The organism is Parviterribacter kavangonensis (assembly GCF_056863335.1).
In genome coordinates, this window is sequence record NZ_JBXPJA010000001.1 from 2033225 (window position 1) to 2056871 (window position 23647).

The 23647-nt window shown below is 72.4% G+C and carries 26 protein-coding genes; 14 read left to right on the forward strand and 12 right to left on the reverse strand.

Translation table 11 applies throughout. From position 1 onward, the window contains the following. Window positions 1–37: 37 nt before the first annotated feature. Entirely contained in the window at window positions 38–2491 is a 2454-nt protein-coding gene (locus AC1UE4_RS10455) for a penicillin acylase family protein (RefSeq protein WP_482917164.1), read from the forward strand. 84 nt (window positions 2492–2575) lie between these two features. Beyond that, window positions 2576–3178, forward strand: coding sequence for a LysE family translocator (locus tag AC1UE4_RS10460; RefSeq protein WP_482917165.1), 603 nt, complete (start codon window positions 2576–2578; stop codon window positions 3176–3178). Here the strand turns inward: AC1UE4_RS10460 and AC1UE4_RS10465 are convergent. The 4 genes from AC1UE4_RS10465 to gltB form a co-directional block, all read right to left on the reverse strand. After that, window positions 3175–4125 carry an ROK family protein gene (locus tag AC1UE4_RS10465; protein WP_482917166.1) on the reverse strand — a complete coding sequence of 317 codons (951 nt, stop codon included), beginning with the start codon at window positions 4123–4125 and terminating at the stop codon, window positions 3175–3177. The two genes, AC1UE4_RS10460 and AC1UE4_RS10465, sit on opposite strands and share 4 nt — an antisense overlap. Before the next feature lie 42 nt (window positions 4126–4167). Then, window positions 4168–4557 carry a DUF7144 family membrane protein gene (locus tag AC1UE4_RS10470; RefSeq protein ID WP_482917167.1) on the reverse strand — a complete coding sequence of 130 codons (390 nt, stop codon included), beginning with the start codon at window positions 4555–4557 and terminating at the stop codon, window positions 4168–4170. Window positions 4558–4625: 68 nt separating this feature from the next. Next, window positions 4626–6140 carry a glutamate synthase subunit beta gene (locus AC1UE4_RS10475; RefSeq protein WP_482917168.1) on the reverse strand — a complete coding sequence of 505 codons (1515 nt, stop codon included), beginning with the start codon at window positions 6138–6140 and terminating at the stop codon, window positions 4626–4628. Window positions 6141–6142: 2 nt separating this feature from the next. Next, entirely contained in the window at window positions 6143–10702 is a 4560-nt protein-coding gene (gene gltB / locus AC1UE4_RS10480; RefSeq protein WP_482917169.1) for a glutamate synthase large subunit, read from the reverse strand. A 67-nt stretch (window positions 10703–10769) separates the two neighbouring features. On the opposite strand from gltB, the gene AC1UE4_RS10485 reads away from it, so the two are divergent. From AC1UE4_RS10485 to AC1UE4_RS10505, 5 genes are all read left to right on the forward strand, one after another. After that, on the forward strand, window positions 10770–11756 hold the full coding sequence (locus AC1UE4_RS10485) for an asparaginase (protein WP_482917170.1): 987 nt from the start codon (window positions 10770–10772) through the stop codon (window positions 11754–11756). A 161-nt stretch (window positions 11757–11917) separates the two neighbouring features. After that, on the forward strand, window positions 11918–12328 hold the full coding sequence (locus AC1UE4_RS10490; RefSeq protein ID WP_482917171.1) for an ATP-binding protein: 411 nt from the start codon (window positions 11918–11920) through the stop codon (window positions 12326–12328). Next, entirely contained in the window at window positions 12325–12717 is a 393-nt protein-coding gene (locus AC1UE4_RS10495; protein ID WP_482917172.1) for a hypothetical protein, read from the forward strand. Before AC1UE4_RS10490 ends, AC1UE4_RS10495 begins: the two co-directional genes overlap by 4 nt. After that, on the forward strand, window positions 12714–13130 hold the full coding sequence (locus AC1UE4_RS10500; RefSeq protein ID WP_482917173.1) for a VOC family protein: 417 nt from the start codon (window positions 12714–12716) through the stop codon (window positions 13128–13130). The genes AC1UE4_RS10495 and AC1UE4_RS10500 overlap by 4 nt, the downstream gene beginning before the upstream one ends. Window positions 13131–13144: 14 nt before the next feature. Then, window positions 13145–13504, forward strand: a complete 360-nt coding sequence (locus AC1UE4_RS10505; RefSeq protein WP_482917174.1) for an STAS domain-containing protein — start codon at window positions 13145–13147, stop codon at window positions 13502–13504. On the opposite strand, the gene AC1UE4_RS10510 is transcribed toward AC1UE4_RS10505, so the two are convergent. After that, window positions 13501–14571 (reverse strand): DNA topoisomerase IB, encoded by a 1071-nt coding sequence (locus tag AC1UE4_RS10510; protein WP_482917175.1) that lies wholly within the window; start codon window positions 14569–14571, stop codon window positions 13501–13503. The genes AC1UE4_RS10505 and AC1UE4_RS10510 overlap by 4 nt on opposite strands. Before the next feature lie 12 nt (window positions 14572–14583). Next, entirely contained in the window at window positions 14584–15441 is an 858-nt protein-coding gene (ku, locus tag AC1UE4_RS10515; protein ID WP_482917176.1) for a non-homologous end joining protein Ku, read from the reverse strand. A gap of 152 nt (window positions 15442–15593) precedes the next feature. Here ku and AC1UE4_RS10520 point away from each other — a divergent pair, with 152 nt between their 5' ends. Next, window positions 15594–15839, forward strand: coding sequence for a hypothetical protein (locus AC1UE4_RS10520; protein ID WP_482917177.1), 246 nt, complete (start codon window positions 15594–15596; stop codon window positions 15837–15839). Window positions 15840–15843: 4 nt separating this feature from the next. Here AC1UE4_RS10520 and AC1UE4_RS10525 read toward each other — a convergent pair whose 3' ends face one another. Then, on the reverse strand, window positions 15844–16464 hold the full coding sequence (locus AC1UE4_RS10525; protein WP_482917178.1) for a C40 family peptidase: 621 nt from the start codon (window positions 16462–16464) through the stop codon (window positions 15844–15846). 22 nt (window positions 16465–16486) lie between these two features. On the opposite strand from AC1UE4_RS10525, the gene AC1UE4_RS10530 reads away from it, so the two are divergent. Next, on the forward strand, window positions 16487–16708 hold the full coding sequence (locus tag AC1UE4_RS10530) for a hypothetical protein (protein WP_482917179.1): 222 nt from the start codon (window positions 16487–16489) through the stop codon (window positions 16706–16708). Between the two features lie 174 nt (window positions 16709–16882). After that, window positions 16883–17782 (forward strand): GTPase RsgA, encoded by a 900-nt coding sequence (gene rsgA, locus AC1UE4_RS10535; protein WP_482917180.1) that lies wholly within the window; start codon window positions 16883–16885, stop codon window positions 17780–17782. 47 nt (window positions 17783–17829) lie between these two features. On the opposite strand, the gene AC1UE4_RS10540 is transcribed toward rsgA, so the two are convergent. Continuing rightward, entirely contained in the window at window positions 17830–18435 is a 606-nt protein-coding gene (locus AC1UE4_RS10540) for a type 1 glutamine amidotransferase domain-containing protein (RefSeq protein ID WP_482917181.1), read from the reverse strand. After that, window positions 18428–19018 (reverse strand): DJ-1/PfpI family protein, encoded by a 591-nt coding sequence (locus tag AC1UE4_RS10545; RefSeq protein WP_482917182.1) that lies wholly within the window; start codon window positions 19016–19018, stop codon window positions 18428–18430. Before AC1UE4_RS10545 ends, AC1UE4_RS10540 begins: the two co-directional genes overlap by 8 nt. 62 nt (window positions 19019–19080) lie before the next feature. On the opposite strand from AC1UE4_RS10545, the gene AC1UE4_RS10550 reads away from it, so the two are divergent. Both AC1UE4_RS10550 and AC1UE4_RS10555 read left to right on the forward strand, forming a co-directional pair. Beyond that, complete coding sequence (locus AC1UE4_RS10550; protein WP_482917183.1) at window positions 19081–20025, forward strand: GlxA family transcriptional regulator; 945 nt, start codon at window positions 19081–19083, stop codon at window positions 20023–20025. A gap of 7 nt (window positions 20026–20032) precedes the next feature. Continuing rightward, window positions 20033–20545 carry a ferritin-like domain-containing protein gene (locus AC1UE4_RS10555; protein ID WP_482917184.1) on the forward strand — a complete coding sequence of 171 codons (513 nt, stop codon included), beginning with the start codon at window positions 20033–20035 and terminating at the stop codon, window positions 20543–20545. On the opposite strand, the gene AC1UE4_RS10560 is transcribed toward AC1UE4_RS10555, so the two are convergent. The 3 genes from AC1UE4_RS10560 to AC1UE4_RS10570 are packed head-to-tail and all read right to left on the reverse strand — an operon-like array spanning window position 20542 to window position 22133. After that, on the reverse strand, window positions 20542–20736 hold the full coding sequence (locus tag AC1UE4_RS10560) for a hypothetical protein (protein WP_482917185.1): 195 nt from the start codon (window positions 20734–20736) through the stop codon (window positions 20542–20544). The genes AC1UE4_RS10555 and AC1UE4_RS10560 overlap by 4 nt on opposite strands. 9 nt (window positions 20737–20745) lie before the next feature. After that, window positions 20746–21399 (reverse strand): HAD family hydrolase, encoded by a 654-nt coding sequence (locus AC1UE4_RS10565; RefSeq protein ID WP_482917186.1) that lies wholly within the window; start codon window positions 21397–21399, stop codon window positions 20746–20748. Window positions 21400–21401: 2 nt separating this feature from the next. Continuing rightward, window positions 21402–22133 (reverse strand): SigB/SigF/SigG family RNA polymerase sigma factor, encoded by a 732-nt coding sequence (locus tag AC1UE4_RS10570; RefSeq protein ID WP_482917187.1) that lies wholly within the window; start codon window positions 22131–22133, stop codon window positions 21402–21404. A gap of 262 nt (window positions 22134–22395) precedes the next feature. On the opposite strand from AC1UE4_RS10570, the gene AC1UE4_RS10575 reads away from it, so the two are divergent. Both AC1UE4_RS10575 and AC1UE4_RS10580 read left to right on the forward strand, forming a co-directional pair. Next, a complete protein-coding gene (locus tag AC1UE4_RS10575) occupies window positions 22396–23337 on the forward strand; it encodes a YihY/virulence factor BrkB family protein (protein ID WP_482917188.1) in 942 nt (313 codons plus the stop codon). After that, complete coding sequence (locus AC1UE4_RS10580; protein ID WP_482917189.1) at window positions 23334–23600, forward strand: translation initiation factor; 267 nt, start codon at window positions 23334–23336, stop codon at window positions 23598–23600. The genes AC1UE4_RS10575 and AC1UE4_RS10580 overlap by 4 nt, the downstream gene beginning before the upstream one ends. Window positions 23601–23647: the final 47 nt, after the last annotated feature.

Consider the following 23647-nt stretch of genomic DNA (forward strand, 5'->3'; position numbering starts at 1 on the left):
CATGGGCATGGTGGGCCAGCCAATACCCTGGCCCGCCATGCCACGCGCTGTCCCACTCGTGGCCGCCGCGATCGCCTGCGCGATCGCCGCCGCCCCCGCCTCCGCCCGTGACTACTCGGGCACCGCACTGAACATCGTCCCGTCCGGCCAATGGGGATCGCTCCCGGTCCCCGCCGGTGCCGACGAGCAGGCGCGCATGTACGACGCGCTCACCCCGCTCTTCGACCAGGTCACGGACGCGGATCTGCAGAAGGACTTCAAGTCCGCGAAGCTCGGGGGCGCGCCCGCGCCGACGCGCACGGAGACCGTGCCGCGCAAGGGCGTCAAGATCGTGCGCGACAAGTTCAACGTCCCGCACATCACCGGCCGCAACCACGACGACGTGACGTGGGCGATGGGCTGGGTCCTCCAGGAGGACCGCGGGCTGCTGCTCCAGCAGGGCCGCAATCCCGGCCGCATCGCGGCGCTCGACACGCCGGGCATCCGCGCGTTCGACCTCGTCGTCGGGCTCAAGCCGTTCACGCCGACCAAGCAGGCGGACCGGCTCATCGAGCGCCAGCAGGTCGGCAACCTCAAGCGCGCCGGCAAGCAGGGCCGCGCGGTGCTGCACGACATCGACATGTTCATCGCCGGCATCAACGCGAAGATGAAGGCCGACAAGCTGACGACGCCGAAGTTCAAGCGCGTCGACATCTTCGGGTTCATCGCGCTCGCCGGTGAGCTCTTCGGCCGCGGCGGCGGCGACGAGGCGCGCCGGTCGGCGTTCTTCGACGGGCTGCGCGACAAGCTCGGCGCCCCGCAGGCGCAGTCGATCTTCGACGACCTCTCCGAGCGCAACGACCCCGACCGCCCGGACACGATGTCGAAGACGTTCGCCACGATGGGCGGGCGCTCGACGCCCGGCCCGGGCAACGCCATCCTCGACCACGGCTCCTACCAGCCGGTCGTCTTCCCGACGAGCGCTGCGGCGCGCGCCGCGGTGACCGAGCCGGAGCCGGCGCACGCGTCGAACTTCCTCATGGTCGCCGGGCGGCGCTCGACGAACGGGCATCCGCTCTTCGTCGCCGGCCCGCAGATCGGCTACTACTACCCCGGCCTCACGCTCGAGGCCGACATCAAGTGGCCCGGCCATGCGATGCGCGGCGTCTACTCCCCGGCGCATCCGGGCGTCGTGTTCATCGGCCGCGGCGAGGACTTCGCCTACAGCCTCACGTCGGCCGGCAACGACACCGCCGACCAGTTCGCCGAGGAGCTGTGCGGGTCGGACACGCGCTACCGCTACAAGGGCAAGTGCCGCACGATGCAGACGGTGAACGTCGGCGTGACGGGGTCGACGAAGATCTCGTACCGCGCGACCGTGCACGGCCCGGTCACCGGCTACGCGACCGTCGGCGGCAAGCGGGTCGCGATCACGCGCAAGCGCGCGAGCGCCGGCCGTGACGCCATGTGGATGCTGCCGTTCCGCGACGCGACCTTCGGCCGCGTGCGCTCGGCCGAGGACCTCTACAAGGCCGCCAACAAGCAGCCGTACACGTTCAACGTCGCCTACGCCGACGATCGCGACATCGCGACGTTCAGCGCCGGGCGGATCCCGAAGCGCGACCCGCGCGTCGACCAGCGCTTCCCGACCGTGGGCACCGGCCAGTACGAGTGGCGCGGCTTCATCTCGGGCGGGCAGCACCCGCAGCAGAAGAACCCGCCGAGCGGCGCGCTCGTCAACTGGAACAACCGCGCGGCCCCGGGCTTCGCGGCGGCCGACGACGACTGGGAGCACGGCTCGCTGCACCGCGTCGAGATGCTGAACGCGGGGATCGCCAAGCAGGACAAGCACACGCTCGCGTCGGTGACGTCCGCGATGAACGCGGCCGCCACGACGGACCTGCGCAGCTTCGGCCTGACGTCGGTGCTCGGGCGGATCCTCAGCGGCGGGCCCGCCCCGAGCGCACGCGCCGCGGCGATGCTGGGCCAGCTCGAGGCGTGGCGGGCGAGCGGCTCGAGCCGCCTCGACCGTGACGGGGACGGCGCCATCGACGCCGGCGCCGCGCCGGCGATCTGGGACGAGCTGTACCCGCGGCTCGTCGACGCCGTGTTCACCGGGCCGCTGGGGCCGGAGCTCGAGGACGAGTTCAAGGGGCTCGCCGGCCGGCGCAACAGCACCGCCAGCGGGTTCACCGGCGGCGCGATCAACCACGTCCACAAGGACCTGAGCGCGATCGCGGGGCTGCCGCTGAAGAAGCCGTTCACCGTGCGCTACTGCGGCGGCGGCGACGTCAACGCCTGCCGCGACCTCCTGTGGAAGGCGCTCGACGACACGGGCGCCGCGCTGGAGGCCAAGCAGGGCACCGCCGACCCGCTCGCCTGGAAGGCCGACGCGAACGCCGAGCGCATCACGTTCGCTCCAGGCCTCCTGCCGCTCAAGATCCGGTACACCAACCGGCCGAGCGGCATCCAGCAGGTCATCACGTTCACGGGGCACCGGCCCAAGCGCTGAGCCCCGTCGCGTCGGGAGGGCCGCACCGCGCCGGTGCGGCCCTCCCCCTCGCGCAACCGCCGCCGGGCCCGTAGGCTCGGCGGCGTGAGCGCCGAGTTCCTCCTGACGAGCCTGGTGATCGTGGCGACGCCCGGCACCGGCGTCGTCTTCACGCTCGCCGCCGGCCTCGCCCGCGGCGCCCGCGCGAGCGTCCTCGCCGCCTTCGCGTGCACCCTCGGGATCGTCCCGCACCTGCTCGCGGCGATCACCGGCCTCGCGGCGCTCCTCCACACGAGCGCCGTCGCGTTCAGCGCCCTGAAGTGGGCCGGCGTCGCGTACCTCCTGTGGCTCGCCTTCTCGTCCCTGCGCGAGCACGGCGCCCTCGACGTCGACGCCGCGAGCGCCCCGCGGACCGCCCGCCAGGTCATCGTCGCCGGCGTCCTCGTCAACCTCCTCAACCCGAAGCTGACGATCTTCTTCTTCGCCTTCCTCCCCCAGTTCGTCGACGGCGGAGCCCTCGCCCCGATGCTCGGCCTCAGCGCCGTCTTCATGGCGATGACGTTCGTCGTCTTCGCGCTCTACGGCCTCTTCGCCGCCGGTGTCCGCAACCACGTCGTCTCCCGCCCGAACGTCATGACGTGGTTGCGCCGCACGTTCGCGGGCTCGTTCGTCGCCCTCTCGGCCCGCCTGGCGTTGCAGAGCCGCTAGACGAGCGTGGCGGCCCCGACCGCTCCGCCGAGGTCGCCGAGCGCGGCGACGTGTACGGCCGGCGGGCGGTCGTCCGAGAAGAGGTGGGGCTGCATCGCGGCGGCGATGCGGTCCGCGTACGGCTGCCCGAGGCGCACGCCGAGCCCGCCGCCGATGATCACGGCCTCGACATCGAGCAGGTTGACCGCCGAGGCGACGCCGGCGCCCAGCGCCTCGATCGCGCGGTCGATGAGGCCGACCGCCATCTTGTCGCCGCGGTCGAGCGCGCGGGCGAACACGCCGCTCGTCAGCCGTTCGCGGCCCCGCCGCTCCATGATGTCGAAGAGGTCCGTCTTCTCGCCGTCGTCGACGAGCTTCCGCGCACGCATCTCCATGGCGCCGCGGCCGGCGTAGGCCTCCATGCACCCGCGGCGCCCGCACGGACAGCGAGCGCCGTCGATCTTCACCACCATGTGGCCGATCTCGCCCGCGGCGGCGCGGCCGTGCCACAGCTCGCCGTCGAGGACGACGCCGCCGCCGACGCCCGTTCCCCAGAACACGCCGAGCACCGACCGGTACGGCTTGGCGGCACCGAGATGGAACTCGGCGAGCGTGGCGACGTCCACGTCGTTGCCGAGCCGCACCGGCACGCCGAGCCGATCCCCGAGATCGGAGGCCAGCGGGTGCGTTCCCTCCCAGCCGGGGAGGTTCCGCGCGCTCGTGACGGTGCCCGCCTTCGCGTCGACGGCCCCCGGCGTGCCGACGCCGACGCCGGCCAGCGCACCCGGCTCGAGGTTGGCGTCCGCAGCGGCCTCGCGCATCGAGCCGGCGATCGCCTCCGCGACGTCGGAGGGCCCGCCCTCGGTCGGCGTGGGCCGCCGCGCCGCGCCGATGACGGCGTCGGAGTCGTCGATGACCACCGTCTGGATCTTCGTCCCGCCCAGGTCGACGCCGCCGCGCAGTGCCACGCCGGAAGCATGCCCGCTGCGCGACGACGCTACGCGGTGCCGTCAGCCGAGGACGTCGTCGAGGTGGGTGGCGACGCCGTAGATGATCGCGACGTCGATCGCGATGACGATGAGCGCCCAGATCGGCAGGACCGGCAGCGCGAAGAGCCAGAAGATCGCGCTGAGCGTCGCCATGATGAGCGCGATCCCTCCGCTCCACTCGCTGCGGGTCAGCAGGAGGATCGCGGTGACGATCGCGGCGGCGCCCCAGAGGATCGAGATCCAGCCCCACAGCGTCAGGTCGCTGAAGAGCAGGCCGTCCTCGGGGAGGTACTCCTTGGTGTCGAGCGCGCCGATGCCCCACAGGAGGTTCGAGGCGCCGGAGATGACGAACATGATCCCGGCGAACGTGAACCAGCCCGCGCCGGCCGGCCGTGCGGTCGAAGTGGTCATGCCGGAGACGCAACCACGCCTCGCCGCGGCCCGGCTCATCCCGATGGGGTGAAACGGGCCTACGGAAGCTACGAGACGGTGATGCCGTACCGCGCGCGGCCGGGCGGGCCCTCGGGGCCCGTGTCCTCGGCCTCGACGTTGCCGGTCCGGATCTCGTCACGGGGCTCGAGCGTGCCGAGGTAGCGATCGACCATGCGGGCGCACTGGCGGCCCTCGTTGATCGCCCACACGATGAGCGACTGGCCGCGGCGGGCGTCGCCCGCGGCGAACACGCCCTCCTCGGTCGTCGCGTACGTCGGAGCCTTCGCGTTGCCGCGCGGGTCCTTCGCGATGCCGAGCTGGTCGAGCAGGGGCTGCTCGGGGTGGAGGAAGCCCATCGCGAGCAGGACGAGGTCGGCCTTGATCTCGAACTCGGTGCCGGGCAGCGGCGGGCCGAACGGGTTCTCGGGGTTCGCCCGCGCCGCGTTCAGCGTCGTCACGCGCCCGTCCTCGCCCGTGAACGACGTCGTCGCCACGAGGAAGTCCTGCTCGCCCTTGCCGAGCGCGCGCGCCTCCTCCATCGCGTACGAGAGGCGGAACTTCTGCGGCCACAGCGGCCACGGCGTGCGATCGTCCGGCCGCGACGTGGGCGGCTCCGGGAGCACCTCGAGCTGGACGATCTGCAGCGCGCCCTCGCGGTCGGACTGCGCGACGCAGTCCGCGCCGGTGTCGCCGCCGCCGATCACGACGACGTTCTTGCCGGCCGCGCTGATCGGCGCCTCGTAGCTCTCGTCGGCGACCCAGCGGTTGCGGCCGTAGAGGTAGTCCATCGCGGGATGGATGCCCTCGAGCTCGCGGCCGGGGACCGGCAGGTCGCGCGGCTCGCGCGAGCCGGTCGCGATGACGATCGCGTCGAACTCCTCGCGCAGCTCCTCGACCGACACGTCGGTGCCGACGTCGACGCCGAGCCGCAGGTCGACGCCCTCGTCGACGAGCTGCTGCACGCGCCGCTCGACGACCCACTTCTCGATCTTGAAGTCCGGCACGCCGAAGCGGACCAGCCCGCCCGCGGCCTCGTCGCGCTCGAACAGCACGACGCGGTGGCCCTCGCGGCGCAGCTGCTGCGCGGCGGCCATGCCGGCCGGGCCGGCGCCGATGACGGCGACCGCGAAACCGGTCTCGTGCGACGGCGGCTGCGGCACGACCCAGCCCTCGGCCCACGCGCGGTCGATGATCGCGTTCTCGATCTGCTTGATCGTGACCGCGTCGCCCTCGCGGATCTCGAGCACGCAGGAGGCCTCGCACGGCGCCGGGCACAGGCGGCCCGTGAACTCGGGGAAGTTGTTCGTCGCGTGCAGCTGGCGGATCGCGTCCTGCCAGCGGTCGCGGTAGACGAGGTCGTTCCAGTCGGGGATGAGGTTCCCGACCGGGCACCCGTTGTGGCAGAACGGGATGCCGCACTCCATGCAGCGCGCGCCCTGCTCGCTGATCTCGGCCGGGGCACGCTCGACGAGGAACTCGCGGTAGTCCGCGACGCGCTGCGTGGGGTCGCGGTACTTCTGCGCCGAGCGCTCGATCTTCAGGAAGCCGCCGATCTCACCCATGGCTACTCCCCCTCGCCCTTGCGGACGGACGGGACGCCGACGACGTCGACGGTCTCGTCGCCCGCCTCCTCGTCGGCCTCGTAGGTCTGCGCGTCCTCCTGGGCGGCGAGCTCGGCGAGCACGCGCTTGTAGTCGGCCGGGAAGACCTTCACGAACTTGCCCTTCAGCGACTCCCACTCGTCGAGCACCCGCTGCCCGACGGGCGAGCCGGTCCGCTCCACGTGCTCGCTGACGAGCGTGTGGATCTCGATGAAGTCGCTCTCCTCCGGCGCCTCGAGCTGGTCGAGCATCGTCGGGTTCACGCGCGAGGAGAACGTGCCGTCCTCGTCGAGCACGAACGCCAGGCCGCCGCTCATGCCGGCCGCGAAGTTGCGCCCGGTCCGGCCGAGGATCACCGCGCGGCCGCCGGTCATGTACTCGCAGCCGTGGTCGCCGACGCCCTCGACCACCGCGGAGGCGCCCGAGTTGCGCACGCAGAAGCGCTCGCCGGCGTTGCCGCGGAAGAACGCCTTGCCGGACGTCGCGCCGTAGAGCACGACGTTCCCGATAGTGACGTTGTCCTCGGCGCGATAGGCCGCGTCCCCGGGCAGGCGCACGACGAGCGTGCCGCCCGACAGGCCCTTGCCCGTGTAGTCGTTGGCCTCGCCGTGCAGGACGAACGTCACGCCGTGCGCGAGCCAGGCGCCGAACGACTGGCCGGCGGTGCCGCGGAAGTCGATGCGGATGCAGTCGTCGTCGAGGCCCTCGAGCCCGTGCTTCTGCGCGACGTGGCTGGAGAGGATGCCGCCGACGCAGCGGTCGATGTTGCGCACCGGCCGCTCGATCGCGATCGGCTCGCGCGAGTCGATCGCGGAGCGGACCGCCTCGACGATCTCCCAGTCGATGTTGTCCTCGAGCACCGGCGGCGGCGGCTCGACGCGGCGGCGCGGGGCGCCGTCCTCCAGCTCGGGGAACGCCAGCACGTGCGAGAGGTCGACGCCGCGGGCCTTCCAGTGCTCGATCGCCTTGTCGGCCTCGAGCAGGTCGGTGCGGCCGATCAGCTCGTCCATCGTGCGGATGCCGAGCGAGGCCATGATGCCGCGCAGCTCCTCCGCCACGAAGAAGAAGAAGTTCACGACGTGCTCGGGCTGGCCCTTGAAGCGCTTGACGAGCTCGGGGTCCTGCGTCGCGATGCCCACCGGGCAGGTGTTCAGGTGGCAGGCGCGCATCATGATGCAGCCCGTCGCGATCAGCGGAGCGGTCGAGAAGCCGTACTCGTCGGCGCCGAGCATCGCGGCGATCGCGACGTCGCGGCCCGTCTTGAGCTGGCCGTCGGTCTGGACGACGATCCGCGAGCGCAGGTCGTTGCGCAGCAGCGTCTGCTGCGTCTCTGCCAGGCCGATCTCCCACGGCACGCCGGCCGACTGGATCGACGACAGCGGCGACGCGCCGGTGCCGCCGTCGTGGCCCGCGATGAGCACGTGGTCGGCGTTCGCCTTCGCGACGCCCGCGGCGACCGTGCCGACGCCGACCTCGCTCACGAGCTTCACCGACACCGAGGCCTTCGGGTTCGAGCAGCGCAGGTCGTAGATGAGCTGCTTGAGGTCCTCGATCGAGTAGATGTCGTGGTGCGGCGGCGGCGAGATGAGGCCGACGCCCGGCGTCGAGTGCCGGATCGAGCCGATGTAGCGGTCGACCTTGTGGCCCGGCAGCTGGCCGCCCTCGCCGGGCTTCGCGCCCTGAGCCATCTTGATCTGCAGCTGGTCCGCGTTGACGAGGTAGTTGATCGTCACGCCGAAGCGGCCCGAGGCGACCTGCTTGATCGCGGAGCGGCGGTCGTCGGCGAAGCGCCGCGGGTCCTCGCCGCCCTCGCCCGTGTTCGACTTGCCGCCGAGGCGGTTCATCGCCTTGGCGAGCGTCTCGTGCGCCGGCGTCGAGATCGAGCCGAGCGACATCGCGCCCGTGGCGAAGCGCTTGACGATCTCCTTGGCCGGCTCCACCTCGTCGACCGGGATCGGCTCGAGGTCGGTGCGGATCTTCATGAGCCCGCGCAGCGTCGAGCGCTTCGTCGCGTCGTCGTTGCACTGCGCGGCGTACTGGTCGTACTTCGCCTGCGCCGACCCGTCGTTCGCCCGCACCGCGTGCTGCAGCGACGCGACGGTCTCCGGGTTCCACATGTGGCGCTCGCCGTCGCGGCGCCAGGCGTAGACGCCGCCGACCGGCAGCAGGGCGCCGGGCTCGGGGTACGCACGGGCGTGGCGCTCGAGCGTCTCGCGCGCCAGCACCTCGACCCCGATGCCGCCGATGCGCGACGCGGTGCCCGTGAAGTGGCGGTCGACGAAGTCGCGCTCCAGCCCGACCGCCTCGAAGATCTGCGCGCCGCAGTAGGACTGCGTCGTCGAGATCCCCATCTTCGAGATCGTCTTGAGCAGGCCCTTGCCGATCGCCTTGACGACGTTCTTCTGCGCGGTCCGGACGTCGGTGACGCCGGGGATGCGCCCCTCGGCGACCATCTCGTCCACCGAGTCGAAGAGCAGGTACGGGTTGATCGCGCTGACGCCGTAGCCGATGAGCGTCGCGAAGTGGTGGACCTCGCGCGGCTCGCCGGACTCGAGCACCAGGCCCGCGCGCAGGCGCGTGCCCGCGCGCACGAGGTGCTGGTGCACCGCGGCGACGGCGAGCAGCGACGGGATCGGCGCACGGTCGCGCTTGACGCGGCGGTCGGAGAGGATCAGGACGTTGACGCCCTGCTGGATCGCGTCGTAGGCCTCGTCGCACACGACCGCCAGGCGCTTCTGCAGCCCCTCGGGCCCCTCGGCCACCGGCCAGGTGATGTCGAGCGTGTGCGCGCTGAAGATGTCGTGCGAGACGTTGCGCAGCGTCTCGAGCTCGTGGTTGCGCAGGATCGGCTGGTCCATGACCAGCTGGTGCGCGTGCTCGGGCGTCTCCTCGAGCAGGTTGCGCTCGGCCCCGATCCCGGTGCCGAGGCTCATGACGATCTCCTCGCGGATCGGGTCGATCGGCGGGTTCGTCACCTGCGCGAAGAGCTGCTTGAAGTAGCTGAAGAGCGGCGGCGCGTTGTCGGAGAGCACCGGCAGCGCGTTGTCGTTGCCCATCGAGCCGATCGGCTCGGCGCCCGAGGCGGCCATCGGCGCCATGAGCACCCGCAGGTCCTCCTGCGAGTAGCCGAACGCGAGCTGGCGCGTGCGGTTCGGCTCGACGCCCGTGAGCGTCACGTGCGCCTCGGGGAGGTCCGAGAAGTGGACGGTGTTCTGCTCGAACCAGTCGCCGTACGGGCGCTGCGTCGAGACCTCGCGCTTGACCTCCTCGTCCTCGACGATGCGGCCCTGCTCGAGGTCGATGAGGAAGAGCTTGCCGGGCTGCAGGCGGCCGAGGCGCTCGACCTCGCTCGGCGGGAAGTCGAGCAGGCCGGCCTCCGACCCGAGGACGACGTGGCCGTCCTTCGTCTCGACCCACCGGCCGGGGCGCAGGCCGTTGCGGTCCAGCGTCGCGCCGATGACACGCCCGTCGGTGAACGCCACCGCGGCCGGGCCGTCCCACGGCTCCATGAGGCAGGAGTGGTACGCGTAGAAGCCCTTGAGGTGATCCGGGATGTCGTCGCGGTCCTGCCACGCCTCCGGGATCATCATCATCACCGCGTGCGGCAGCGACCGGCCGGCGAGCATGAGCAGCTCGAGCACGTTGTCGAACGTCGCCGAGTCCGACCCGCCGGGGCGCACGATCGGCATGACCTTGTCGAGGTCGCGGCCGAACAGCTCGGAGGCGAGCTCGCTCTCGCGGGCGCGCATCCAGTTCACGTTGCCCATGAGCGTGTTGATCTCGCCGTTGTGGGCGATCACGCGGTACGGGTGCGAGAGCTCCCAGCTGGGGAACGTGTTCGTGCTGAAGCGCGAGTGCACGAGCGCGAGCGCGCTCTTCATACGCGGGTCGGCGAGGTCGGGGAAGAAGCCGCGCGGCTGGGAGGCCATGAGCATGCCCTTCCAGACGACCGTGCGGCTCGAGAACGAGGCGGCGTAGAAGTCGGGGCCGGCGGCCAGCTCGACGATGCGCCGGATCACGTAGAGCTTGCGCTCGAAGGCGTCCTGGTCGGACTCGAACCCGGGGCCCGCCCCCACGAAGAGGTGCCGCATCGCCGGGCGCGTCCGGTTCGCGGTGACGCCGACGTGCTCCTCGTCGACCGGCACGTCGCGCCACCCGAGGACCCGCTGGCCCTCGACGCGGACGTTGAGCTCGAGCAGCTCCTCGAGCTTGCGCCGGCGCGTCTCGTCCTGCGGGAGGAACGCGACGCAGACGCCGTACTGGCCGACGGGCGGCAGCTCGAAGTCGACGACCTGGCGGAAGAAGTCGTCGGGCATCTGGACGAGCATCCCGGCACCGTCGCCGGTCAGCGGGTCGGCGCCGGCCGCGCCGCGGTGCTCGAGGTTCTCGAGCGCCCGCAGGCCCATCTCGACGACCTCGTGGGTCGGCTCGTTGTCCAGGCGTGCGACGAAGGCGACACCACAGGCGTCGTGCTCGTAGCGGGGGTCGTAGAGGCCGATGGCCTGCTGATCAAGTGAAGTCATGGAAGTGCCGTGGGGCCGGCGGTCAGGGCACCGAGGTGGAGGGGCGATGGTAGAGCATGGGGCCTCGATGCCGGTAGAGCGAAGGCGCAAGATCGTGGTGCTCGGGGTCGGTGGGACGATCTCGATGCAAGCTGACGGAGGGTCAGGCGCAACGCCCGCGCTCAGCGCGGATGCGCTGGTTTCCGGCGTGCCCGGATTGGCGGTCGACGAGGCCAGGACCGTCCGCGGGCTGCCGGGGGTCCACCTGAGCCTCGGCGACGCGCTGGAGGTCGCTCGCGAGGCCGTTCGCGAGGCCGAGGCCGGCCACGGCGTGGTCCTCACGACGGGGACCGACACGCTGGAGGAGCTGGCGGTGCTGATCGACGTGCTCCACGACGACGGGGAGGGCGGGCCGGTGGTCCTCACGGGCGCGATCCGCCCCGCGAGCTCGCCGGGCGCCGACGGCCCGGCCAACCTCCTCGACGCCGTCGCCGCGGCCCGCGCGCTCGACGGCGGTACGTGGGTCGCCTTCGCGGGTGAGCTGCATCTCGCGCGCGAGGTCCGCAAGACCGACTCGGTCTCGCCGGTCGCCTTCGGGTCGCCGCGGACCGGGCCGGCGGGCTGCGTGGCGGAGGGTCATGTCCGCCTCGACGTCCGGGCGGCCCCGAACCGGACGCCGCCGCTCCGCGTCCGCTCGCTCGACGGCCTGCACGTGCCGGTCGTGCCGACGTTCCTCGGCGACGACGGGCGGGTGCTCGACGCCGTGCTGGCGTCCGGGCCCGACGGCGTCGTGCTCGTCGCCCTCGGCGCGGGCCACGTCTCCCCCGCCGTGCTCGCCCGCGTGCGCCGCGCGGTCGACGCCGGCACGCCGGTCGCGGTCGCGGTGCGGCCCGAGCGCGGCGCGTTCCTGCGCGCCACCTACGGGTTCGAGGGTGCCGAGGACGACCTGCGCGCCGCGGGCGTGCTGCCGGCGGCGACCGCATCGCCGCAGGCGGTGCGGATCCGCCTGCTCGCCGCGCTCGGCGCCGGGCTGTCCGGCGACGCGCTGGCGTCGGCGCTGGCGGACCTCGGCTGACTGCGAGTCGGGGCTCGTACCTGGATCCGGAGGGACGTATGCTCCCCGCCGCCCCACGGACCGCGCATGGTCGTGCGATCCGAAGGGAAGGGACAATGGCGCAGCACGAAGGGTCGACCCAACCAAGCCAGGAGGCCAGTGCCTCGGATCCGCCGGACGTGATGGCTGCGCCCGATCTCGTCCTCACTCTCCCAGCGCGCGCAGAGAACGTCGCCGTGGTGCGCCATGCCATCGGCGGGCTCGGCGACGCCCTCGACGTCGACGACCAGGTCCTGGCCGACGTCAAGCTCGCGGTGACGGAGGCCTGCACCAACATCGTCGTCCACGCCTACCCGGGCGGCGAGGGCCCCATGGAGATCGCCGCCGCGCTGCGCGACGACCGGCTCGCCCTCGCCATCCGCGACGAGGGCCGCGGCATGCTGCCGCGCGCCGACAGCCCCGGCCTCGGCCTCGGCCTCCCGCTCATCGCGACGCTGGCCGAGACGCTCGAGCTCGGCCGCTCCGACGACGACCGCACCGAGGTCCGCATGACCTTCCGGCTCCACGGCGCCGGCGAGGGGCCGCCCGCGTGAGCACGCCGAACCCCAGCAACGAGGCGACGATGGTCGTCCGCAACGGCCCGCTGCTCGGGCCGGTGCTGACCCGCGTCATCGGCATGCTCGCCGCTCGCGCCCAGTGCCCGATCGACCGGCTCGACGATGCCCTGCTCGTCGCGGACACCGTCGCGGCCGTCAGCCCCGACCACGCGCTCAACGGCACCGTGATCGTCGACCTGAAGGCCGAGCGGGGATCGCTCGAGATGACCATCGGCCAGCTTGAGCCCAAGGGCGGGGACGCGCTCGTCAGCGACGCGGCGCTGCCCGGCGTGGGGAACGTCCTGGAGCGCGTCGCCGACGCCGTCGAGGTCCGCCAGGGCGCCGACGGCGAAGAGGTCTACATCCGCCTCGGCTTCGGGGCGTGACGGTCTCCGGCTTCGCGGAGCTGACGCTCCGGGTCCACGACAAGGAACGACTCGAGCGCTGGTACGTCGACGTCTTCGGACTGCGCGTGCTCAAGCGCGAGGACGACCGCGTGTGGCTCGCCGCCGGCAAGAGCGCGCGGCTGGGCCTGTGGCTGCCGGGCGAGAAGGAGTTCGGCGATCAGGGCGGCGCCCACGTGCACTACGCGTTCAGCGCGGAGCCGGGCACGCTCGACGCGCTCGCCGAGCGGATCCGCGCCGCGGGCGGCGAGCTCAAGGGCCCCGTCGAGCACCCCGGCGGCGACCGCAGCATCTACATCGAGGATCCCGAGGGCAACGTCGTGGAGGTCTGGGACTTCTTCGAGCGCGGCGAGGGAGCACGGGCGGGCACAGACGCGCTCGCGAAGGAGGATTGATTGAATGAGGACCAATGCCTGCTGAGTTCGCGCTGTCCGAGGACAACCTCGGTGAGGGCCGTCACGTCGTCGCCGTGCGCGGCGAGATCGACCTGTTCACCGCCCCGGAGCTCAAGAAGATGCTCGCCGACGCCATCGAGAACGGCGCGACCCGGGTCGTGGTGGACCTGTCGGAGACGACGTTCCTCGACTCCACCGCGCTCGGCGTGCTGATCGGCGCGGTCAAGCGCCTGCGCTCGCGCGACGGCCAGCTGGTGATCGTCAACACCGACGCGAACATCGCCAAGACGTTCGAGATCACGGGCCTCGACCAGATCTTCACGATCCTCGAGACGCGCGACGCGGCCGTCGAGGCGCTCGGCCAGGCCGCCTAGGCCACCAGCGCCTCGAGCTCCTCGATCTCCGTCACGCCGTCGGCGTCCTCGTCGTCGGCGATGAGATCGAGCACCGCCTCCTCCACCGCACCCTGGATCGCCGGCTCGTCGTCCTCGCCGACGGCGATCGCCGGGTCGATCGTCGTGCCGTCGCAGAAGCGGTCGAAGATCCGCGGGTCGATGTAGGACGCGCGCGCGACCGCCGGCGTGTTGCCGAGGTAGTGCGCGACCTCCTTCACCGCGCGGGCGATCGCCCGCTTGCGCCCGGTCTTGCTGCCGTGCGCGAGGAAGCTCGTCGACAGCGCGACGGCCGCCAGCACCGTCGCGTTCCACGTGCGGAAGTCCTTGGCGGAGACGTCGAGGCCCGTGATGTCCTTCAGGTACTGGTTGATGTCGGGCGAGCGGACGTCGACCCAGCGGCGGCTGCGCTTGTACGCGAGCAGCTCGGGCGTCCCGCCGCGCCGCGCCTTCAGCCGCTTGATGATCGCCGCCACGTCCGAGTCGACGACGGACTGCACGCGCCGCTTGCCGTGCTTGGCGGGGTAGTCGAAGAGCAGCGTCGCGTCATCGACCAGCGTGACGTGGGCCTTGTGCATCGTCGCCAGGCCGTACGTCTCGTTCGTGACCGCGTAGTCCTCGCTGCCGATGCGGAAGAAGCCCTTGTCGAGCAGGCGCACCGCGCACGCCAGCACCTGCTCGCGGCCGAGCGGCTCGCTCTCGAGGTCGCGCGCGACCGCGGTGCGCATGTCCGGCAGCGCGCGGGCGAACCGCACCATGTCGTCGAACTTCTCCTGGTCGCGGCGCTGGCGCCACTTCGGGTGGTAGAGGTACTGCTTGCGCCCGCGCTGGTCGATGCCGGTCGCCTGGATGTGGCCGCCCGGGTAGGGCGAGATCCAGACCTCCTCCCAGGCGGGCGGGATGACCAGCTCGTTGATGCGGCCCAGCACCTCGGCGTCGTCGACGGTGGTGCCGTCCGGGTTGAGGTACTGGAAGCCCTTGCCGCGGCGGCGCCGCCGGATCCCGGGAGCGCTGACGTCGGAGCGGCGGAGGCGGATCGCGGGCGGCATGCCCGCGTGGCCTTACCCGCTCTTGGCAGTGGACTTGCGCCGCGCCGCCGCCGGCTTCTTCTTCGGCGCCGGCTTGCGCGCGGGCGCGTCGTCCTTCCGGACCGCGTCGAGGCTCGCCTTCAGCGCCGCCATGAGGTCGGGCACGGGGGCGCCGTCGTCGACCGCGGGCTGCACGGCGACCTCCTCGCCGGCGGCCTTCTGCTCGATCATCTCCAGCACCTTCTCGCGGTGCTCGTCCTTGTACTGCGACGGGTCCCACGTCGTGGCGAGCGACTCCACGAGCTGCTTGGCCATCGCCAGCTCGCGGTCGGTCGTCTCGATCGAGTCGTCGGGCAGGTCGTCGAGGCGGTCCTGCGGGACGATCTCGTCGAAGTAGATGAGCGTGTCCATCTGCAGCAGGTTCTTGGCGGGCCGGACGGCGACGAGCGCTTCCTTGTTGCGGATCACGACCTTGGCGATCGCGACCTTGCCGGTCTCCCGCATCGCGTCGAGCAGCAGCTTGTACGGCTTCGACCCGCCCGCCCCCGGCGCGAGGTAGTACGGGTGGTCGTAGAAGATCGGGTCGATGTCCTTCAGCTCGACGAAGTCGACGATGTCGATGGTCCGCGTGCGGTGCGGCTCGAGCGCGTCGAGCTCCTCGGGCTCGATCACCACGTACTGGTCCGGGGCGATCTCGTAGCCCTTGACGATGCGTTCGTAGGGCACCTCCTCGCCCGTCACCGGGTTCGTGCGCTTCATCGCGATGCGCACGTTCCCCTCGGCGTCGAGCTGGTTGAAGCGCACGGCCTTGCGCTGCACGGCGGAGTAGAGCTTCACCGGCACGTTGACAAGGCCGAACGAGATCGCGCCGGTCCAGATCGAGCGGGGCATCGTCCAGCCAAGGTACCCCGCGAGCGCCCATCGCCCTCCTCGCCGCACGCGACCTTGCGCGCCGCCGCGCCTCTCCCCCGCCTCCGCGCCTCTCCCCGGTCCTCCGCGCCTCTTCTCTTGACTCGCGCCCGGCGAGGCGTAGCGTGCGCGACGTGCTGCTGCTGATCGACGATCGCCGGCCCGAGCGGCCCGAGCGCCCGCGGCGCCGGCTCCCCCACGTGCCGGTCGAGCCGTTCGCGTGGGTGGCGTTCGTGGCGTGGTGCCTCACGCTCGCCGGGACGCTGGGCGGGCTCGCCGGGTACGTCGTCCTGCTCGTGATGGTCGTCGCCGGCTGCGCGCGGTTCTCGCGCTGGTCGGGCGGGCGCAGCTGGGACGGGCTGCGCAACTACCACCAGTAGCGCGTCACGGCATCCGGATCGGGATCTCGCCGCCGAGCGCGTACGGCGGCTCGAGCCCGATGCGGTCGCCGCTCCAGAACTTGCCGGGGTCGTACCAGCTCGCGGGCCGGCGCTTGGGCAGCAGCCCCATGTGCTGGTAGGTCGTCGCGACGAGCTCGGCGCAGTAGATCGCCTCGCGGGTGGACTCGCGGCGGCGCACGCGGCCGGTCGCCCACGAGCGCGCGAGCCCGAGCGTCGTCGGGAACGGCCGGCCGTCGAAGCGGTCGATGGCCTCCATGAGCCGGTCCTCGTGCTCGCGCCCGACCGTGCCCTCGAGCTGCCGCAGCCACGCCCGCTGGCGGTACCGGTCGTGCCAGGTGACGATCGCGTCGCGGAGGAGGTGCAGCTGCACGCCGCGCTGTCGCTCGCCGGTCCAGACGTCGGGCAGCGAGCGGCCGAGCTCGGCGTGCCAGATGAGCGGCGGCAGGTCATCCAGCGCGACGACCATGCCGACGTGGTTGACCGGCGCGTTCGTCAGTGCGCGGATCGCGTGGTCGGCGAGCGAGCGGCCGCGGAAGAGCAGCACGTCGCCCGTCGCGGCCAGCGCGCAGGCGTCGTCGAGCGCGAGGGCGGCGGCGGGCGGCACCGGCCGTAAGCTACCCGGGCCGATGCGTCGTCCACCGTGGAAGTACATCGGGCTCGCGGGGCTGGCCGGCGTCGCCGCGACCGGAGCCGTCGTCGCCCGCCGCCGGCGCGCCGCCCGCCAGGACGTCGATTCCGACGAGCTGCGCGCCCGGCTGCGCGAGCGCCTCGCCGCCGCGCAGCGCGCAGCGTCTGCCACCGAGGGCGGGTCGACAGCCGCCGAAGGCGGCTCTCCGCCCACCGCCTGAGGCTCTTGCGCGCGCCGCCGCCACCCCGTAGGCTGGCCGCTCTGCTTCGGACGACTTCACACCTCCTGACGACCGACCGCCGCTAGGCGGCGCCGACCGCACCGCGGTCGCGCCGCGCTTCGCGTTCGGTTCATTCCGCCGCGCCCATCGCGCGGCACGTCAAGGAGTCCTCAGTTGTTCGATCATCCCCTCGGGCGCCTCGGTTGGCGCCCCGAGCTGCAGACCCACCTCGACGCGCTCGGCGACCAGTCGCTCGTGCCCGCGCGCGTCATCGCCGTCGACCGCGGGCGCGCGGTCGTCGACGACGGCGCGCGGACGTGGAGCGCGCCGCTCGCCGGCCGCCTGCGCCGGGCCTCGGCGATGCCCGCCACCGGCGACTTCGCCGCGGTGCTGCCGGACGGGCCGGTGCGCGCGGTCCTCCCCCGCCGGGGCGTCATCGCCCGCCGCAAGGAGCGCGGGGGCACCCAGGTGCTGGCCGCGAACGTCGACCTCGCGCTGCTGGCGACGTCGGCGAACCGCGATCTCAACCCGCGCCGGCTCGCCCGGTTCCTCGCCGTGACCGCGCGCGGCGGCGTGCGCGCGGTGATCGTGCTCACCAAGACCGACCTGGTGGGCGACCCGGCCGCATTCGCCGTCGACGTCCGCACGCGCGCGGAGGCGGAGGTGGTCCCGGTCAGCGTCCTCGCCGGCGAGGGCCTCGACGGGGTCCGGGCGCTGCTCGCGCCGCGGCTGACCGCCGTCCTGCTCGGCACGTCGGGCGTCGGCAAGTCGACGTTGCTCAACGCGCTGCTCGGCGAGGAGCGTCAGGCGACGAAGCCGATCCGCACCGGCGACGACCGCGGGCGGCACACGACGGTCCGCCGCGAGCTCGTCGGGCTGCCCGGCGGGGCGCTGCTCGTCGACACGCCGGGCCTGCGGCTCGTCGCGCCGGTCGAGGACGTCGAGGCGGAGGTCCCGCTCATCGACAAGGCCGCCGCGGCCCGCGAGCGCAAGGAGCGGTGGAAGGCCATCCACCGCGAGGCGCGCAAGGACATGGACGCGCGCCGCGCGGCCGGTGAGAAGGCCCCCGAGTGAGAGCACCGCGCATGCATGGGGTCGGACCCCATGCATGCGCCGGCGGCTCACGACGCGGTCGCGCCCTCCCGCTCGAAGCGGCCCTCGGGCTGCGGGAGGTCGTCGTGCCGGCCCTCGGCGAACTCCTCGATGATCTTCGCGTTGAACGCGGGGAGGTCGTCCGGCTTGCGCGAGGTCGTCAGGCCGCTGTCGACGTGGACCTCCTCGTCGACCCACGTGCCCCCGGCGTTCTCGACGTCGGTCTTCAGCGACGGCCACGAGGTGATCGTGCGGCCCTTGACGATGCCGGTCTCCACGAGGATCCACGGGCCGTGGCAGATCGAGGCGATCGGCTTCTTCGCCGTCGCGAACGCCGCCACGAACTCGCAGGCGTCGGCGTCGGCGCGCAGGAAGTCGCCGTTCGCGACGCCGCCGGGGATGACGATCCCGTCGTAGTCGTCCGCGCTGGCCTGCTTGACGGTCTTGTCGACGTCGAGCTCGTCCGCGTGATCGAGGTGGTCGAAGCCCCGGATCTTGCCCTCCTCGAGCGAGATCAGCTCGGTCTTCGCGCCGGCCTCCTCCAGCGCCTTGCGCGGTTCGACGAGCTCGACCTGCTCGACGCCGTCGGTGGCCAGGGTCGCGATGGTCTTGCCTTCGAGCGTCTTGTCAGCCATGCACCTGGCGTACCCGGCCGCGGCGTTCGAACTCCATCTCCTTCGCGACCAGCTGCGCGACCTCGGCGCCCTTCTCGCGCTCGACGATCCACAGCGCCATGTCGATGCCGGACGTCACGCCGCCGGAGGTGATGAGGTCGCCGTCGTCGACGACGCGCTCGTCGACGACGAGCGCCCCGGACTCGCGCAGCTGGTCGATCGAGCCGTGGTGCGTGACGGCCGGGCGGCCCTCGGTGATGCCCGCCGCGGCGAGCAGCATCCCGCCCGTGCAGACCGACGTCATGGCGACGCCGGCGTCCGCGAGCTGCTTCAGCCGCGCGGGCAGCGCGCCGCGGCGCGCCTCGCCCCAGGCGCCCACCTCGGAGCGGTCGTTCCAGCCGCCACCGGGCACGAGCACGGCGTCGGCGCCGGGGTCGAGCCCGCGCTCGGCGCGGACGACGAGGCCGTGCGAGCCGGTCACCTCGCGCGCGCCCTCGAGGGTCACGAGCGTGGCGTCGAACCTGGCGTTGCGCAGGACCTCGAACGGCCCGATCGCGTCGAGCTCGTCGAAGCCGTCGTAGAGGACGATGTCGATCCGGTGCATGCACGCACGGTGCCCGACCCCGTTGTTGCGCGCCAGTGGCGGGAATGCCACTCTTCGAAAGGATGCCGCCACATCGCATCGCCGTCCTCGCTCTTCCCCCGGTCGTCGCGTTCGACCTGGCGATCCCGGCGCAGGTGTTCGGCCATCCCACCGAGCGCTCGCGCTACGAGCTGCGGGTCTGCTCCCCCGAGCCCGGCCCGGTCGACAGCTCGACCGGGTTCGCGATCGTCGCCGACCACGGACTCGAGGCGATCGACCGGGCGCAGACCGTCGTCGTCCCCGGCGTCTGGCGCACCGGCGCGGCGTTCGACGAGCGCGCGCTCGACGCGTTGCGCCGCGCGGACGCCCGCGGCGCCCGGATGGTCTCGATCTGCACCGGCGCGTTCGTGCTCGCCGCCGCCGGCGTCCTCGACGGCCGGCGCGTGACGACGCACTGGAACGACGCGGACGCGCTCGCCCGCAGCCATCCGGCGGTCGCCGTCGACCCCGACGTGCTCTACGTCGACGACGGCCGAGTGCTGACGAGCGCGGGCGTCGCGGCGGGCATCGACCTCTGCCTGCACATCATGCGCCTCGACCAGGGCGCCGAGCACGCGAACCGCGTCGCGCGCCGGATCGTCGTCGCGCCGCACCGCGCCGGCGGCCAGGCGCAGTTCGTCGACCGCCCGCTGCCGCCCGACGACGGCCGCTCGCTCGAGCCGACGCGCACGTGGGCGCTCGAGCGCCTGCAGGAGCCGCTCACCGTGCGCGACCTCGCGCGCCATGCCTACCTCAGCGAGCGCTCGTTCCTGCGTCGTTTCGGTGCCGAGACCGGGACGAGCCCGCTGCGCTGGCTGCACGCCCAGCGGATCGCGCACGCGCGGCGGCTGCTCGAGGAGACGGACCTCCCGGTCGAGGCCGTAGCGACGCGCTGCGGGTTCGGGACCGCGACCTCGCTGCGGCAGCACCTCCGCCGCGTGACCGCGACGACGCCAACCGCGTACCGGCGCGCGTTCGGGGGAAGATGATCCTCGTATGGCTTCCACACCGACACATCACCGCGGCATCCTCAGCGAGGAGCAGCGCGAGCAGCGTGAGCAGATCATCGCGATGCTCACGAAGGCGTACTGGATGGAGATCGAGACGGTGATGAGCTACATCGCCAACTCGACGAACCCCGACGGGCTGCGCGCCCAGGAGGTCATCGAGTCGCTGCAGACCGACATCCAGGAGGAGCTCGGTCATGCGCAGGAGTTCGCCAAGCGCATCAAGGAGCTCTACGGCGTCGTCCCCGGCTCGCTCGAGTTCTCGGCCGAGCAGACGTTCCTCCAGCCGCCCGAGCACCAGACCGACATCGTCCACGTCATCAAGGGCGTGATCGAGGCCGAGACCGGCGCGATCGACCACTACAACGCGATCATCGAGGCGACCGAGGGCGTCGACCCGGTCACGAACGACATGGTGATCGCCATCCTCCGCGACGAGGAGGGCCATCGCCGGCTGTTCGAGGGCTTCCTGCGCGAGTTCGAGGCGGAGGGGCTGGCCTAGTCCGCCGGGTCGGGCTCGACCTCCGGGCCCGGCACGGGATCGCTCGGCACCGTCGGGGTCTCGGGGACCGCGGGGGTCACCGGCTCCGACGGGGTCGACGGCTCGACCGGCTCGGTCGGGATCGTCGGCGTCTCGGGGACGGCGGGCTGCGCCGGCTCGACCGGCTGCGGGACTTCCATGACGGGGGCCATGCCCCGGCGCTACCCGAGCGGCGTCTCGGCGATGCGGCGCCGCAGCTCCTGCAGCGAGTCGAACACCGCCACGGCCCCGGCCTCGACCAGCTCGTCGCGGCCGAACCCGCCGGTCATCACGGCGATCGTCGGGGTGTCGGCGCGCTTGGCCGCCTCGATGTCCCAGTTCGTGTCGCCGACCATGACGGCGTCGCCGCTGCCGGCCTTCTTCATCGCGGCGTGGACGAGGTCGGGGGACGGCTTCGTCTCCTCGACGTCGTCGGACATCGTCCAGTCGTCGGCGAGATCGCGGACGTCGAGCAGGTCGAGGTAGTGCTCGAGCTCGTTGCCCTTCGCCGAGCTGGCGAGCACGACCGTGTGGCCGGCCTCCTTGAGGTCGACGACGAGGTCGCGGGCGCCCTTGAAGGGCTCGACCTGCTCGATCATCGAGAGGTAGAGCGGCTTCTCGGCCGCGCGGATGTCGTCGCCCAGCTCCTCGGCCTTCTCCTCGCCGATGAGGTGCGGGACGAGCTGGTCGCCGCCCATGCCGATCGCGCGGTGGATCCGCCAGATCGGGACGATGCAGTCGTGCTGGCGGAACGCGTGGTACCACGCGATCGCGTGCTGGTAGTTCGTGTCGACGAGCGTGCCGTCGATGTCGAGGATCGCGACCTGCTTCGCCATGGTCAGCGGTCGCGCGAGGCTTGGCGTTCGGCCGCCAGCGCTGCGGTGCGCAGGCGGGCGAGCGACTGGCGGATGAGCCGCGAGACCTGCATCTGCGAGACGCCGATCTGCGCGCCGATCTCGGCCTGGGTGAGATCCTCGACGAAGCGCAGACGGAGCACCTCGCGTTCGCGGGGGGTGATGGCGGCCATGAGACGCTCGAGCGTTGCCCGGTCCTCGGCCAGTCCGAACCCGCCCTCGTCGCTCCCCAACGCGTCAGCGAGGCTGTCGCCACCGTCGTCCTCCGTTGACCGCGGCGCGTCGAACGACGTCGCGCGGTACGCGCCCGCGGCCTCGAGCGCCTCGAGCACCTGCTCCTCGTTGGCCCCGACCGCCTCGGCGATCTCGGGGACGCTCGGCGAGCGGCGCAGGTCGCGGTTGAGCGTCGCCACCGCCTTGTCGACGCGCAGCGCGAGCTCCTGCAGGTCGCGCGGCACGCGCACCGACCACGTGCGGTCGCGGAAGTGGCGCTTGAGCTCTCCGAGGATCGTCGGGACCGCGTAGCTGGAGAACGCGACCTCGCGCGCGGGATCGAAGCGGTCGATCGCCTTGATCAGGCCGAGCGAGGCGACCTGGATGAGGTCGTCGAGGGGCTCATCCGCGCGCTGGTAGCGGCGGGCGAGCTGGCGGGCCAGCGGCAGGAACCGCTCGGCGAGCTGGTCGCGCGCCGCGGTGTCGCCCGCCTTCAGGCGCACGAACAGAGCGCGATCCTCGGAATCGCGTTCGGGTCCACTCGATGCTGCCGCGCTGCGGCGGTTGACTGGGCTCGGTCCCCCCGACATCCCTGTAGCTGGTTCCCATCTGCGCATGGGGTTGAACCTCCGTCGGTGAGGGAACCCTCCCCTGCGCGTGGCGCATCGGACCGGTCGATCGGATCCCACTACGGCTGCCCCGCAGCCGCCGTCGCGTGCCGCGCGCGCCGCCGAGGACGTCGACCCGGCGCCGAATCCGCCGGTGATGGCGTCGTTGAAGCGTGCGGTGAAGTCCTACCAGGCTCACGGCATGAGCGATTGGGCGGCGTCGCTCACGTACTACCTCGTCATGTCTCTCTTCCCGGGGCTGCTCGTCTTCATCTCGCTGCTCGGGCTGTTCGGCCAGCAGTCGCTCGTCGGCGACGCCGTGGAGTACCTGCGCGACGCGGGCGCGCCCGCGGAGGCGGTCGACGCGGTCGCCAAATCGCTGGATGCCCTCGTCAACTCGTCGTCGGCGAAGGCCGGGTTCGCGCTGGTGATCGGCGTGGCGCTGGGGCTGAACTCGGCATCGAGCGCATTCGGCGCCGCCGGGCGTGCCCTGAACCGGGTCTACGCCGTCAACGAGGACCGCGGGTTCGTGCGGCGCAAGGTCAACGACATCGGCTGGACGCTCATCGTCATCGTCCTGTCGCTCATCGCGCTGGTGTCCGTGTTCCTCGGCGGCCAGGTGGCGAAGGACCTCTTCGGGACGATCGGGCTGGGCGAGACCGCCGGCACGGTGTGGACCTACGCGCGCTGGCTCGTCGCGCTCGTGGCGATGATGGTCATCTTCGCCGTGATCTACGCGTTCGCCCCCGACGTCGAGCACATGCGCTTCCGCTGGATCTCCCCCGGCGCCGTGCTCGGCGTGATCATCTGGATCCTCGGGTCGGCGCTGTTCTTCTTCTACGTGAAGAACTTCAACAACTACGGCGCGACCTACGGCGCGTTCGCGACGGCGATCGTGCTGCTGCTGTGGCTGTACCTGACGAGCAACGCGTTCCTGCTCGGGGCGGAGCTCAACGGCGAGATCGAGCGGGCCCAGATCGCCGGCCGCGGCGGCCCCCCGCCCCCCACGCCGCCGCCCATGCCGGGCGCGCCCGCGCCGCCCGCCGTCGCGCCGTCCGCGGCGCGCGACGCGGCCGAAGCGACCCGCGGGCCGTCATGAAGCGCACCGCTCCGTCGGGCGGAGGCGACCGCGTCCGCGTCCGCCGCGAGACGGCCGGCCGCCGCGGCAAGGGCGTCACCGCGGTCTACGGCGTGCCCCTGCGCGACGACGAGCTCAAGGCGCTCGCCGGGCGACTGAAGAAGCGCTGCGGCGTCGGCGGATCGGTCAAGGACGGCGTCATCGAGCTCCAGGGCGACCACCGCGACGTCGTCGTCGAGGTGCTGCGCAGCGAGGGCTACGACGTCGTGCTGGCCGGCGGCTGAACGCGCCCCACGCCACCTCTTCGGGCCGCCCCCTCCTCGTCTTCGCC

Excerpts from the sequence above, each read along its gene's own strand:
- AC1UE4_RS10455 (WP_482917164.1), top strand. The coding sequence starts at position 38 with ATGCCACGCGCTGTCCCACTCGTGGCCGCCGCGATCGCCTGCGCGATC.
- AC1UE4_RS10470 (WP_482917167.1), bottom strand. The coding sequence starts at position 4,557 with ATGACCACTTCGACCGCACGGCCGGCCGGCGCGGGCTGGTTCACGTTC.
- AC1UE4_RS10475 (WP_482917168.1), bottom strand. The coding sequence starts at position 6,140 with ATGGGTGAGATCGGCGGCTTCCTGAAGATCGAGCGCTCGGCGCAGAAG.
- gltB (WP_482917169.1), bottom strand. The coding sequence starts at position 10,702 with ATGACTTCACTTGATCAGCAGGCCATCGGCCTCTACGACCCCCGCTAC.
- AC1UE4_RS10485 (WP_482917170.1), top strand. The coding sequence starts at position 10,770 with ATGCCGGTAGAGCGAAGGCGCAAGATCGTGGTGCTCGGGGTCGGTGGG.
- AC1UE4_RS10490 (WP_482917171.1), top strand. The coding sequence starts at position 11,918 with ATGGCTGCGCCCGATCTCGTCCTCACTCTCCCAGCGCGCGCAGAGAAC.
- AC1UE4_RS10505 (WP_482917174.1), top strand. The coding sequence starts at position 13,145 with ATGCCTGCTGAGTTCGCGCTGTCCGAGGACAACCTCGGTGAGGGCCGT.
- AC1UE4_RS10510 (WP_482917175.1), bottom strand. The coding sequence starts at position 14,571 with ATGCCGCCCGCGATCCGCCTCCGCCGCTCCGACGTCAGCGCTCCCGGG.
- ku (WP_482917176.1), bottom strand. The coding sequence starts at position 15,441 with ATGCCCCGCTCGATCTGGACCGGCGCGATCTCGTTCGGCCTTGTCAAC.
- AC1UE4_RS10530 (WP_482917179.1), top strand. The coding sequence starts at position 16,487 with ATGCGTCGTCCACCGTGGAAGTACATCGGGCTCGCGGGGCTGGCCGGC.
- AC1UE4_RS10540 (WP_482917181.1), bottom strand. The coding sequence starts at position 18,435 with ATGGCTGACAAGACGCTCGAAGGCAAGACCATCGCGACCCTGGCCACC.
- AC1UE4_RS10545 (WP_482917182.1), bottom strand. The coding sequence starts at position 19,018 with ATGCACCGGATCGACATCGTCCTCTACGACGGCTTCGACGAGCTCGAC.
- AC1UE4_RS10550 (WP_482917183.1), top strand. The coding sequence starts at position 19,081 with ATGCCGCCACATCGCATCGCCGTCCTCGCTCTTCCCCCGGTCGTCGCG.
- AC1UE4_RS10555 (WP_482917184.1), top strand. The coding sequence starts at position 20,033 with ATGGCTTCCACACCGACACATCACCGCGGCATCCTCAGCGAGGAGCAG.
- AC1UE4_RS10560 (WP_482917185.1), bottom strand. The coding sequence starts at position 20,736 with ATGGCCCCCGTCATGGAAGTCCCGCAGCCGGTCGAGCCGGCGCAGCCC.
- AC1UE4_RS10565 (WP_482917186.1), bottom strand. The coding sequence starts at position 21,399 with ATGGCGAAGCAGGTCGCGATCCTCGACATCGACGGCACGCTCGTCGAC.
- AC1UE4_RS10575 (WP_482917188.1), top strand. The coding sequence starts at position 22,396 with ATGGCGTCGTTGAAGCGTGCGGTGAAGTCCTACCAGGCTCACGGCATG.
- AC1UE4_RS10580 (WP_482917189.1), top strand. The coding sequence starts at position 23,334 with ATGAAGCGCACCGCTCCGTCGGGCGGAGGCGACCGCGTCCGCGTCCGC.